This is a genomic window from Bacillus sp. FSL R9-9492 (assembly GCF_038007365.1).
GTDB classification, from domain to species: Bacteria; Bacillota; Bacilli; order Bacillales; family Bacillaceae_G; genus Bacillus_A; species Bacillus_A mycoides.
The window spans coordinates 5,192,055-5,205,395 of the sequence record NZ_JBBOXC010000001.1; the positions used below are offsets into that span (position 1 = coordinate 5,192,055).

At 37.4% G+C, this 13,341-nt stretch carries 10 protein-coding genes; 1 reads left to right on the forward strand and 9 read right to left on the reverse strand.

The genetic code is table 11. From position 1 onward, the window contains the following. Nucleotides 1–81: 81 nt before the first annotated feature. Nucleotides 82–1,716 (forward strand): ribosomal protection-like ABC-F family protein, encoded by a 1,635-nt coding sequence (gene abc-f / locus MKY70_RS26825; RefSeq protein WP_215574147.1) that lies wholly within the window; start codon nt 82–84, stop codon nt 1,714–1,716. Nucleotides 1,717–1,849: 133 nt separating this feature from the next. On the opposite strand, the gene MKY70_RS26830 is transcribed toward abc-f, so the two are convergent. From MKY70_RS26830 to secA, 9 genes are all read right to left on the reverse strand, one after another. Next, entirely contained in the window at nt 1,850–2,161 is a 312-nt protein-coding gene (locus MKY70_RS26830; RefSeq protein ID WP_002068307.1) for a heavy metal-binding domain-containing protein, read from the reverse strand. A gap of 65 nt (nt 2,162–2,226) precedes the next feature. Beyond that, entirely contained in the window at nt 2,227–3,942 is a 1,716-nt protein-coding gene (locus MKY70_RS26835) for an ABC transporter ATP-binding protein (protein ID WP_002089591.1), read from the reverse strand. Nucleotides 3,943–4,070: 128 nt separating this feature from the next. After that, a complete protein-coding gene (locus MKY70_RS26840) occupies nt 4,071–5,255 on the reverse strand; it encodes a PDZ domain-containing protein (protein WP_172798714.1) in 1,185 nt (394 codons plus the stop codon). Between the two features lie 95 nt (nt 5,256–5,350). Continuing rightward, nucleotides 5,351–6,787: a S41 family peptidase gene (locus tag MKY70_RS26845; RefSeq protein ID WP_012261984.1), complete on the reverse strand. Its 1,437-nt coding sequence runs from the start codon at nt 6,785–6,787 to the stop codon at nt 5,351–5,353. Nucleotides 6,788–6,905: 118 nt separating this feature from the next. Next, a complete protein-coding gene (gene ftsX / locus MKY70_RS26850) occupies nt 6,906–7,799 on the reverse strand; it encodes a permease-like cell division protein FtsX (protein ID WP_002089596.1) in 894 nt (297 codons plus the stop codon). After that, nucleotides 7,789–8,475: a cell division ATP-binding protein FtsE gene (gene ftsE / locus MKY70_RS26855; RefSeq protein WP_002016128.1), complete on the reverse strand. Its 687-nt coding sequence runs from the start codon at nt 8,473–8,475 to the stop codon at nt 7,789–7,791. The genes ftsX and ftsE overlap by 11 nt, the downstream gene beginning before the upstream one ends. A gap of 324 nt (nt 8,476–8,799) precedes the next feature. Next, complete coding sequence (gene cccB, locus MKY70_RS26860) at nt 8,800–9,123, reverse strand: cytochrome c551 (RefSeq protein WP_088033369.1); 324 nt, start codon at nt 9,121–9,123, stop codon at nt 8,800–8,802. Nucleotides 9,124–9,581: 458 nt separating this feature from the next. Then, a protein-coding gene (gene prfB / locus MKY70_RS26865) for a peptide chain release factor 2 (protein ID WP_140152393.1) occupies nt 9,582–10,680 on the reverse strand; the annotation gives its coding sequence in 2 pieces (ribosomal slippage) (nt 9,582–10,607 and nt 10,609–10,680; 1,098 coding nt in all). 143 nt (nt 10,681–10,823) lie between these two features. Further along, complete coding sequence (gene secA, locus MKY70_RS26870; RefSeq protein WP_088033373.1) at nt 10,824–13,331, reverse strand: preprotein translocase subunit SecA; 2,508 nt, start codon at nt 13,329–13,331, stop codon at nt 10,824–10,826. Nucleotides 13,332–13,341 lie beyond the last annotated feature (10 nt).

Here is a 13,341-nt window from a genome sequence, read left to right on the forward strand (position 1 = left end):
TAAAAAATCGTTTATTTATGTACGATTTTTACATTGAAGGGCGACATTTATCCTCTCTAGTGAAACTAGGGAGGTTTTTTTATGACTATTTTAATCGCACGTAATATCGAAAAGAGCTTTGGTGATCGCACCATATTTACGTTACCATCACTAGAAATTCAAGCAAACGATCGTATAGGGATTGTCGGAGTCAACGGAGCTGGAAAATCTACGTTATTACAAATATTAAGTAAAGAAATAGAAGCTGACAAAGGCACAGTAACTCATCATAGTTCTATCGCCATCATTCCACAGCTTAGCGAGGGAATACCGGAAACCGCTTCTTCCCTCGCTAAGGGCAAATGGAATATTTCAAACGTCGCAAATTCAATGAGCGGCGGTGAACGAATGCGCCTAAAGATCGCCCATGCCCTCGAACAAGATGCAGGCATTCTATTTGCTGATGAGCCAACAAGTCACTTAGATATGTTCGGTACAGAGCAATTAGAAAAGGCACTTTTATCTTATAAAGGTGCACTTGTTTTAATATCGCATGATCGTGATCTTTTAGATGCCATATGTACAAAAATCATCGAAGTTGAAGACGGTACTATTCAAGAATATAAAGGTAATTATTCAAACTATCGAAAGCAAAAAGAACGTGAGCGAATACAAAAGCAGGCAGAATATGATCAATATATACAAGAAAAAAATCGGTTAGAACAGTCAATTTCACAAAGAAAGCAACGTGCTTCTAGCATGACAAAAATCCCAACACGGTTCAGTTCATCTGAATCTAAACTTTATAAGTGCAGCGGGGCTCATGGGCAAGAAAATGTTAGCAAAGTAGCGAAAGCACTAGAAACACGCCTTGAAAAGTTGGAACAGAAAGAAAAACCGAAGGACTTTTCTCAAGCTCAGTTTGACGTACAATACCACACACCAATTCATAGTAAAGCAGTTGTTCAGTTTAATAAAACAACGAAGAAAATAGGGGATCGCACACTATTTAAAAATATGAATGGAACAATTGTCCCTGGGGCAAAGCTTGCTATTTTAGGGGAAAACGGAAGCGGAAAAACAACTTTGTTCAAAATGCTTCTCGCGAACGAGCGTGGCATTCAGCTTTCGAAAAGTTGTAAAATTGGATACTTTGAACAAACATTATCTATTTTAAAAACAGATAAAACAATTTTAGAAAACGTTCTAGAAGAAACAAACTATACAGAATCGTTCGTTCGAACAATACTTGCACGGCTCCTATTCCGCCGTGAAGATGTTCATAAACCTGTGCACATCTTAAGTGGTGGAGAACGCATGAAGGTTGCACTCGCAAAAGTATTTTTAGGAAACTATAATATGCTTCTGCTCGACGAACCGACAAACTATTTAGACTTGGCAACGCAAGAAGAATTAGAAAGCATGTTACAGGAGTATCCTGGTACAATACTTTTCATTAGCCATGACCGTGCCTTTATTCGTTCTGTTGCAAACCATATTCTACAAGTAGATGAGAGCGAACCAAGAATATTCCACGGCAATTACGAGCAATACACAAAAAGAACCACCCAAGCTTCTGTAAACGTTACTGAACAAGAATTATTACGATTACAAACAAAATTAACAGAAATCATCAGCCGGATTTCTATCCCAAATCAGCATGATGACATCACATTTCTCGAACAAGAATACGAAAAATTATTAGTTCGAATTCGGCAGTGTAAAGAAGCGCTCTAATGTCTTCCCCATATATCGACGGGACCTTCCACATTTCCCAAGAAATATCGAGGCTTCGACATAGAATATCACCCTACCTATCATGTTAGACACAATAACAACAAAAAGCCGTGCACCAGCACGGCTTTTCACTTTATATACGAACAGCAGTCCCACTCACCGCAACCATTAGCATCCCTTCGCGAACTACTTCGTAGTCCACGTCGATACCAACAATGGCGTTCGCATTTTTTTGTCTTGCGAGAGTTTTCATCTCTTCCATTGCAATGTCGCGCGCTTCTTTTAATTTACTTTCGTAGGCGCCTGCGCGACCACCGACAACGTCACGGACAGAAGCGAAAAGGTCACGCACGATATTCGCACCCATGATTGCTTCGCCATTAACGATATCGATATACTCAATAATTTCTTTCCCTTGAATTGTAGAAGTTGTTGTTACAATCATGCTTTATAGCCTCCCATATAAGATTTCCACTTACTTATGGTGCACTAATTCAGCAGAAATTATATTTACGAACTAAACTGCGCCTCATACAATCGGCTGTAACCCTCGCCTCGTTCGATTAGTTCCTCATGCGAACCTTGTTCTGCAATACCATCTTTATTTACAACAACGATACGATCTGCATTTTTAATAGTTGCAAGCCTGTGAGCAATAACTAATGTTGTACGACCAACAGATAGTTCTGCAAGTGATTTTTGGATAGCAAGTTCTGTCTCTGTATCTAGCGCAGAAGTTGCTTCATCTAAAATTAAAATTGGCGGGTTCTTCAAGAACATACGGGCAATTGCCAAGCGCTGCTTTTGTCCTCCTGAAAGTTTCACACCACGCTCACCGATAACTGTATCTAAACCGTCTGGTTGCGAGTAAATTAAGTCCTCTAGCTGAGCACGTTTTACCGCCTGCCAAATTTCAGATTCTGAAGCTTTTAAGTTTCCGTAAGCGATATTTTCACGAATTGTTCCTGAGAATAAGAAAACATCTTGCTGTACAATTCCGATTTGCTTACGAAGTGACGATAACGTCATCTCTTTCGTGTCAATGCCATCAATTTGAATTGATCCAGATGAGTGTTCATAAAAACGAGGTAATAAACTACATAGTGTTGTTTTCCCTGCCCCTGATGGTCCAACGAAAGCAACTGTTTCACCTGCATGTATTTTCAAACTAATATCGTTTAAAATCGGCTCTTTATTTTCATATCCGAACGTGATGTTATTGTATTGAATATCGCCGTGTACATGTTTAACTTCTATTGCATCTTTAGAATCTACAATATCCGGCTCTGTTTCCAGAAGTTCTACATATCTTTTAAAACCAGCGATTCCTTTCGGATAACTTTCAATAACCGCATTAATTTTTTCAATTGGGCGGAAGAAAATATTCGTTAATAAAACGAATCCAATAAATCCACCGTACGTTAATTCACCTTGCAGAACAAACCATGTACCACATATTAATACAAAGAGTGTTACAAGACGCATCAGCATATAACTAATCGATGAATTTAACGCCATAATTTTATACGCCATTAATTTTGTTGTACGGAAACGAGCATTATTTACAGCAAATTGCTCTTTCTCAAACTTTTCATTTCCGAATGCTTGTACAACGCGGATACCACCTACATTGTTCTCGATACATGCATTGAAATCAGCAACGTCTGAGAATAAACGTCTAAACGTACCTGTCATTTTTTTATTGAAGTAAAGTGCCAACCATAATAAGAACGGGATTACGAAGAATGTTAGAAGTGCTAACTTCCAGTTAATCATCATCATAAATGAAAATGCTCCAACTAAAGTCATAATGGCAATGAATAAATCTTCTGGTCCATGGTGAGCAATTTCTCCAATTTCCATTAAATCGTTTGTAAGACGTGAAATTAAATGACCTGTTTTATTATTATCAAAAAATCTGAATGATAGCTTTTGAATGTGATCAAATAATTTCTGCCTCATATCTGTTTCAATGTTAACCCCAAGCATATGTCCCCAATATGTAACGACATATTGCAAACCTGCATTTAACACATAAACTACGAACAAACCGAAACAAGCCCATAAAATAAGCGTCCAGTTTTGTCCTGGTAATAACTTATCAATAAATTGATTTACGATAAGCGGGAAACCAAGTTCGAGTAAACCTGCGATAACTGCACAGGAAAAATCGAGTACGAATAAACCTTTGTACGGTTTATAGTAAGAAAAAAATTTACGTAGCATACCTTTCCTCCCTTTTCCAAATTAAAAGACTCTCTAAATGATAACCATTATCAAATAATTATTCAAGTTATCCGTCTATGAAACTAAAAAAACCTTCATCTATATTTGATGAAGGTTTCCATTTTATTTTATATAGCTTCCGAATCCCACTCGTGCTCTTGCTGAACAAATACAACACCTAATTCATGATGTCCCCCGGCGTATAATGCCGTTTGAGCAAGACGAAGCTCACCATTTGTATCTACTACTTCTAATTTACAAAACGCTCCTGTCGTCTTCGTTTGAAGCGCGTCATAAAACTCTTCGGTACTTCTTGGAATGATTCCATTTACTTTCGTAATAACTTCTCCAGGCTTTAAATTCATCTCTGCCCCAATTGTATTCGGAATTGTATCTAACACAACAAGTCCATCATTACGTGCGGCAAAGTATGCTGGTCTTTTCTCGTCTGCAATTTTCTCTTGCATCGAGATTGTAAAGCGTCCAAGCATTGCGACTCCCATCGCGATAATTGCGAGTACGTGCCACCAGTAACTTGCGATACCTAAAACGAGTACGAGCCCCGCTAAACCATAGACGCGTCTTCCTGTAAATAATAAAGCTTCCGTCGGCTCATAACTTCTAACCTTTCTCATAAATCCAATTAAAAATGGAACGAGGAATAAAGAGTATGTAGTCGAACCTATTGAAACGACAGGCCACCAAGAAATAAATCCTGTCACCGCGTCTCCTGGTATAAGAATAAATACTGGTACAAGCCATAAACGATTGGATTCATGTAGTCCAATTCGTAGTCCACGCTTACCTTTGTTAATTTTTGGCGTAGAATAACGAACTGCATTTTTAGAGATTAACAAACCCTCTACAACGAGCATAACGCCTAGTAAAATAGCAAGGGATACAATCGTACCCTCTTCACCTTCTCCAAGCTGTAAGAAGGAAACTGGCATCTTAGACGATAACAACACGAGTGCAATCGCGATTCCGAAAGTATAAGCTACAGATAAATATCGATACATAGCAGTTAATCCGAATAATAACGTCCAAAGTAAAATTGCCCATAAACTCGCTTTTGAAACAACAAGCCCAAGCCCAATCGTAATAATAGATACGATTAATCCGTACCCAATACCTGCAAATAGAGTTGTTCGTAGTTCAAACCAAATATCATATACTTTAAAAGAAAAATCTTTTCGTTCTCGTAATATACGTAAGTATCCAACGAAGATACTACTAATTAAAAATACATAGACAGCAGGGTGTAAGAAAAAACGTCCAACTGCTCGTAATATTTCAAAAAGCCATGCCTCCACGAATTCATTCACCACCATTTATATCATTCTTTCTTTTTATCTTATCATATTTAACACATAAAAAAATACAGGCATCAAAGTGCCTGTATTCTTTCTTATTTCGCTATTAATTTCAATGCCGTCTGTAATTGTAAATCATTTTCTCCAGAACGGATTTTTTCAATGATTTTAGTTTGAATCGCTTCAGCTGTCTTTTTATCAAGTTGTCCTGTTGCTTCCATCTCATTCGCATTTTGGAATGCTTTTAGTGCTGATTCTGTCTCTTTGCTAAAGTATCCATCTTCACGTCCTGGTACATATCCTAAGCTCTTAAGCATTTCTTGCGCGTGTTTTACTTGTACATCATTTGAATTGTATGAAAGTGTCTTTTCAATTTGAATTGGTGTCGCATGATAATAATCTGGTTGCTTCACTTCTACAGTTGGCGCGATTCCTTTTTTATGAATCCAATTGCCATCTGGTGTTAACCATTTAAACATTGTTAATTTAATATTGCTGCCATCTTTAAATGGAACAGCCTGTTGAACCGTACCTTTACCAAACGTTTTTTCACCAATTAAATCGTATCCTTCTCCTTCTTTTAGCGCACCAGCTAAAATCTCTGAAGCAGAAGCACTTCCGTTATCAATTAATACTGAAATTGGATATGACTTTCTCTCTTTCAGTTCCGTAGAGAATTTCTTCTTCTCACCATTTCGCTGTTCTACTTGTAGCATTGGCTTTTTATCTGTCATGATGTCTCCTAGTATATCTTCTACACTATTTAAATAACCGCCAGGATTACCACGCACGTCAATAACTAAGCCTTTTATGTTTTTCTTCTCTAGCTCTTTTAACTGATCCTTAAATTCTTTCGCAGTATTTTCAGCGAAAGAAGTAATTTGCATATAACCGATATCTTTTCCGCTATCTTGCTTTACGGAACTAAATACAGTGAAAATCGGAATCTTTTCACGCTTAATTTTAAATTCTATCGGATCAGCCACTCCTGCGCGCTTAATTTCAATTGCAACAGTCGTTCCTTTTTTACCACGAATTTTTAATACTGCTTCTTCACGTGATAAATCTTTCACACTATTTCCATCTACAGATAAAATTTGGTCATTCGGTTTAATTCCTATCTTTTCTGCTGGTGAACCTTTAATTGGCGATACGATAATAAGCTTACCGTCCGTCTTGTTCACTTCAGCTCCAATCCCTTCAAGTTCAGGATCCAGTGACTGACTAAACTGTTTTGCCGTTTCTTTATCCATATACGTGGAATAAGGGTCCTTCAGCGTAGACAACATTCCCTGTATCGCACCTTCGACTAATTTGTCGTCTTTCACGTCTTCCACATAACGTGAATCAATTAGTGCATACGCCTCATTAATCTTTACCAAATTCCCTTGCGCTGTGCCAGCATTACCATTCGATACTGTTTGCGTTACATACGCTGGGTTTATCCCAAACCAGTACATACCACCAAACATCCCGCCAGCACCAATTAAAAATGCAACAACCATTCCAATAATTGCAACTCTACGTTTCAATGCGGAATTCCCCTTTCCAGAACACACAGGTGGTGTAGCAAAAGGCATCACACGATGTGTGATGCCTTTACCTATTTCTACTATATGATAAGCTTGTACGAATTATGTTTGCAACTTTTTATACTTTTAAGAAGCGACGAATTGACATTACACTTCCCCACATACCGATTAATGCACCGATTAACATTAATAAACCAGCTAATTGGAATACGAATGGGTTGTATGGTAGAAGCTCGAAAATTGTTCCGCCAAGTTTTTCATTAAACACACCTTGCAACGAATTATACATAACTAAAATTAGGCCAATTGGAATAATTGATCCTAATACTCCTAGGAATAATCCCTCTAACAAGAATGGCCAACGAATAAACCAGTTTGTTGCACCAACAAGTTTCATAATTTCAATCTCAGTACTACGAGCATAAATCGTAATTTTAATTGTGTTAGAGATTAAGAACATCGCTGTGAATAGAAGACCAGCAATTAACGCAATCCCGATGTTACGACCAGTTTTTACAGTATCAAATAATTTTTCAACTTGACCTTTACCGTATTGAACATTACTTACAAACTGCATTTTCTCAATCTTTTTCGCAATTGTTGCCGTATCTGTTGGTTCTTTCGCCTTTACAACAAATACGTTTTTCAGTGGGTTATCTTGCTCAAATAACTCGAACGTTTTTCCACTATCGCCTAAGCTTTTAATTAAACGTTTCAACTCTTCTTCTTTAGAAGAATATTTAATAGAATCTACTTTCGCAATTTTACTCATATCTTCTTCTAATTTCTTTTGATCAGCTTCTTTTGCTGCTGGATCAACATGCACACGAATTTCTACATCTTGCTCTACTTTCGTCGCAAAATGGTTCATATTCATAATCGCTGTCAAAAAGACACCTACAAGTAATAATGTAACTGTTACTGCACTTACAGAAGCAAATGTCATCCATCCGTTACGGGATAGATTTTTCACACCTTCTCGCAAATGTCGACTAAGGGTTTTAGCCTTCATATCCGTATCCTCCCTCAATCTCGTCTCGAACAATTCTTCCGCCTTCAATTGCAATTACACGATGACGAATTGTATTTACGATATCTGCGTTATGTGTCGCCATAACAATCGTTGTACCACGCTCATTAATACGTTTAAAAATCTTCATAATATCAAGAGCTGTTTCAATATCTAAGTTACCTGTTGGCTCATCGGCAATTACAACCTTTGGCTTATTTACAATCGCTCTTGCAATCGCCACACGTTGTTGCTCTCCGCCTGAAAGTTCATTTGGAAGTGCATCGGCACGCTCTTCAAGACCAACAAGACCTAATACTTCTGTAACGCGCTCACGAATCGCTTCTTTCTCTTCTTCAATTACTTCTAAAGCAAACGCAACATTCTCATATACCGTTAATTTAGGTAGCAATTTAAAATCTTGGAAAATTACGCCTAATTGACGACGGAAATATGGAACATCTCTTTCTGCTAATGTTTCAATTACAAGTCCATTTACATTAATTGATCCTGTAGATGGCTTCTCTTCACGATACATCATTTTAATAAATGTAGATTTTCCGGCTCCACTCGGTCCAACTACGTATACGAATTCACCTTGTTTAATGTTAACTGTGAGACCAGCAATGGCTTTCATACCATTTGGGTACTCCTTATAAACATTCGTCATTTTTATCATTATTTATCACCCAATACTTAATGATTTTTTTTCGAAATACTTTTCTGTACATTTGAAAATAAAAGAAAAACCTTTATTTTCGCTCGACCATTCTTGTTGAAGGTAGCTTCCATACATGCTTTTTATTAGCAATGCTACTCTATGTAATATATTTCATCAAAATTCTACAAACCCCATTGTAACATCAATCGGTTTCCAATTCGGATACAGTTTTGTTACAGTTATGTTACATCCTAAGAAAAGGTAAACGAGCTCATGTAATTACTTAACTCGAAGCACTTTTCGGTCAAGTTATACAATCAGCTCGTTTATTAATTACGTTTCTTATTTATGCTCCGCTAACCATTCAGCTACTTTTTTCGCATCTTCACCTTGAATAATTCCTGGTGACATTGAACCCCGGCCTTTTTCAATAATCTTTTCAATCTCTGCTGCATCGTATTTCTGTCCGACTTTTCGTAAATCTGGTCCAGTTGCTCCTGATAAATCTTTAGCGTGACAACCTATACAACTTTTTTGGAAGATTTGTTCTGCACTATCTGTGCTTGCAGATTGTTTTGATGGTTTACTCTCTTCTTTATTTCCACATGCTCCTAAAGTAAGAACAACTGATGTCCCTAACGCAATAGCCAACAATTTCTTTTTCACTTCTATCACTCCCCATTGTTGATACTCTTTTCATTCATAACTAGGCAATAGTCTTCATAAGACATTCAATATTCATTATAAGCATTATCTTTATATAGAAAAACTAAGGTGTATTTCATATTTTTTACAAATATAGTGAGAACCTTAATAGAATAAAGCTTTCATAAATTGTTTCAATTCTGTGAACACATTAGAAAGTTCTATAAAGAACCTGTTTCTCCAAAATAAAACAGAGAAATCCCATATAAAGTCCTACTCTATTATCACTCTGTTTTACTATTCTCTACTTTTTACAAAACAATATACGGCATTGTATTCTACATATAATCTCATCAAAAAGAGAAGTTGTAGCCTCCAACTTCTCTTCCTCTTTATTTCATCAATATAAATAAGATAAACCTCTTTATATCCTCTTGGACCTCAGCATGTGCCAACAATTCTGTTGGCTTTTTCTCTTATTAAATACGAGAACGTAAATACGCATCAATAAATGGATTAATTTCTCCATCCATAACTGCTTGCACGTTACCAATTTCTGTATTTGTACGATGGTCTTTCACAAGAGAATACGGGTGGAATACGTAAGAACGGATTTGGCTGCCCCATCCAATTTCTTTTTGCTCTCCGCGAATCTCATCTAATTGTGCTTGTTGTTCTTCTAATTTCTTTTGATATAATTTCGCTTTTAGCATTTTCATCGCATGCTCACGGTTTTTAATTTGAGAACGCTCTGACTGACATGTTACAACCGTGTTTGTTGGTAGATGCGTTATACGAACTGCTGAATCTGTCGTATTAACGTGCTGTCCACCTGCACCACTTGCGCGATACGTATCTATTTTCAAATCTTCTGTACGCACTTCAATTTCAACTTCATCATTGAATTCAGGTACAACTTCACAAGATACGAACGATGTATGACGACGACCTGAAGAATCGAACGGTGAAATACGTACAAGACGATGTACACCTTTCTCCGCTTTCAAGTAACCGTAAGCGTTATGACCTTTAATTAATAATGTAACACTCTTAATACCAGCTTCATCGCCTGGTAAGTAGTCAACAGTTTCTACTTTAAATTTACGTTTTTCAGCCCAGCGCGTGTACATACGTAATAACATAGAACCCCAGTCTTGTGACTCTGTTCCACCTGCACCTGGGTGTAATTCTAAAATAGCGTTATTTTTATCATAAGGATCGCTTAATAGTAACTGCAGCTCGTACTCATTCATTTCTTGAATTAAAGTTTTCACTTCAGATTCTAATTCCTCATGTAAATCTTCATCATACTCTTCTTTAAGTAGGTCATGCGTCATTTCTAAGTTTTCGAACGTCTCATCTAACTGACGGAACCTTCCAACCATATCTTTCAGCGCATTCGCTTCATTAATTACAGCTTGCGCGCCTTGTTGATCATCCCAAAATCCTGCGCCCATCATCGTTTCTTCTAATTCTGCAATTTGTTTTTCCTTAGTAGGGAGGTCAAAGAGACCCCCTAAAAGCCGCTAATCTCTTAGCCATTTTTTCTAATTCTTGCCTAATTTCTACTAATTCCATTTCCTTCACCTCTATGTAATTGCTGTTACTTTCATATGAAAACAAGGGAAACTCTCTCCGCTTATTACGGAGAGAGTTTAATCCTTTTTATTATACATTTTTGATGTAAAAATTTGCAAAGTAGTCTAAACTACAGTTTCCTATTACTGCCCAATGCCACAACAGTTTTTATATTTCTTGCCACTACCGCATTTACATAAATCGTTGCGTCCCATTTGGTCACCTTTTACAACCGGTTTTTTCTTCGGGTCTTCGCCATCACTTGATGGATGAACAGCTTCACCTTGAACAACTTCTTGACGCTCTAAGTTTTGCTCAATTTCAGCTTTCATAATGTAACGAGAGATTTCCTCTTCAATAGAAGCGATCATCGACTCGAACATTGCGAATCCTTCCATTTGGTATTCACGAAGTGGATCGATTTGTCCGTAAGCACGTAAATGAATGCCTTCACGAAGGTGATCCATTGCATCGATATGATCTGTCCATTTCGTATCTACAACACGGAATACAACAACCTTTTCGAATTCACGCGTCTGCTCTTCAGGTAGAAGTTTTTCTCTTTCATTATAACGCTCTAATAATTTCTCGATGATTGATTCGCTCATTTCTTCTGGAGCAAGGCGACGTAACTCTTCTTCTTTTACATCTCCTTCTTCAAGAAGGTTTGTATTTAAGTAATCGACAAGACCTTTAATGTTCCAATCTTCTTCGATTTCTTCTTGCGTATAAAGTGCAACAGCACGTTCTATCGTAGATTTCATCATACCTTCAATAATGCTGCGTAAGTTCTCTGAATCCATTACTTCTTGACGCTGTTTATAAATTACTTCACGTTGTTGACGAAGTACATCGTCGTATTGCAATAGCTGTTTACGTGCATCATAGTTATTTCCTTCTACACGTTTTTGCGCAGATTCTACCGCACGAGAAACCATTTTACTTTCGATTGGTTGTGAATCATCCATGCCAAGACGATCCATCATCGCTTTCATATTGTCAGAACCGAAGCGGCGCATTAGTTCATCTTCCATTGATAAGTAGAACTGTGTTACACCAGGATCCCCTTGACGACCAGAACGACCACGTAACTGATTATCAATACGACGACTTTCGTGACGCTCTGTACCGATAACTGCTAGGCCAACGTTTCTAATATCGTCGCCTAACTTAATATCCGTACCACGACCAGCCATATTCGTCGCAATTGTTACAGCGCCTTTCATACCAGCTTCTGCAATGATATCTGCTTCACGCGCATGGTTTTTTGCGTTTAAGATATTATGACGTACACCTTTACGTGTTAACATTTTTGAAATAAGCTCTGACGTTTCAATTGCAACTGTACCAACAAGAATAGGTTGCCCTTGCTTATGACGACTTACAATATCCTCAACAACTGCATTGAATTTACCTTCCATTGATTTGAAGATTAAATCAGCACGATCATCACGAATAATATCTTTATTCGTTGGAATGACGATAACATTCATATTGTAAATACTACGGAATTCTTCTTCTTCCGTTTTTGCTGTACCAGTCATACCAGATAATTTTTCGTACATACGGAAGTAGTTTTGGAACGTAATTGTTGCAAGCGTCATACTTTCATTTTGAATTTCTACGCCTTCTTTTGCTTCAATAGCTTGATGTAAACCTTCGCTATAACGACGACCTTTCATAAGACGACCAGTGAATTGGTCTACGATTACGATTTCGCCTTCTTGTACAACATAATCTGTATCAAGGTGCATAACAACGTGTGCACGAAGCGCCTGATTAATATGGTGAAGAAGTGCTACATGTTTTAAATCGAATAAGTTATCGATATGGAAAGCTTTCTCAGCTTTCGTAATACCATCTTCTGTTAACATTACATTTTTCGTTTTCACATCAAATGAATATTCTTTTTCATTTTCTAATGTACGAACGAATGCATTTGCAAACATGTATAGCTCTGCTGATTTTTGAGCTTGTCCCGAAATAATAAGCGGCGTACGTGCTTCATCGACTAAAATAGAATCGACTTCATCGATGATAGCAAAATTAAGTGGACGCTGAACGCACTGCTCTCTATATAACACCATGTTGTCACGTAAGTAATCGAATCCAAGCTCGTTATTTGTGCTATACGTAATATCAGCAGCATAAGCAGCTTGTTTCTCTTCACGTGACATACTATTTAAGTTAATCCCTACAGTTAAGCCAAGGAACTCATGAAGTTGTCCCATTTCGCTCGCATCACGTTGCGCTAAGTATTCATTGACTGTAACAACGTGAACACCTTTTCCTGTTAATGCGTTTAAATATACAGGTAAAGTAGATGTTAACGTTTTACCTTCACCTGTTTTCATCTCAGAGATATTTCCTTCATGTAAGGCGATACCACCCATTAGCTGTACGCCATATGGACGCATTCCAAGAACACGATTCGCTGCTTCACGAACAACCGCAAAAGCTTCAGGAAGTAGATCATCTACTGTCTCACCTTTTGTTAGACGTTCTTTAAATTCAATCGTCTTTCCTTTTAATTGTTCATCAGTTAGCGGCTTAATAGATGATTCTAATGCATCAATTTGCTCCACTGTCTTCTGCATACGTTTAATTTGGCGTTGGTTGACATCAAATACCTTTTTTAAAATACCGATCATAGGAAATACG

What these genes read in the sequence shown, in the direction of transcription:
- secA (WP_088033373.1), bottom strand. Translation starts at nt 13,331, where the DNA reads ATGATCGGTATTTTAAAAAAGGTATTTGATGTCAACCAACGCCAAATT.
- MKY70_RS26835 (WP_002089591.1), bottom strand. Translation starts at nt 3,942, where the DNA reads ATGCTACGTAAATTTTTTTCTTACTATAAACCGTACAAAGGTTTATTC.
- ftsE (WP_002016128.1), bottom strand. Translation starts at nt 8,475, where the DNA reads ATGATAAAAATGACGAATGTTTATAAGGAGTACCCAAATGGTATGAAA.
- ftsX (WP_002089596.1), bottom strand. Translation starts at nt 7,799, where the DNA reads ATGAAGGCTAAAACCCTTAGTCGACATTTGCGAGAAGGTGTGAAAAAT.
- abc-f (WP_215574147.1), top strand. Translation starts at nt 82, where the DNA reads ATGACTATTTTAATCGCACGTAATATCGAAAAGAGCTTTGGTGATCGC.
- MKY70_RS26830 (WP_002068307.1), bottom strand. Translation starts at nt 2,161, where the DNA reads ATGATTGTAACAACAACTTCTACAATTCAAGGGAAAGAAATTATTGAG.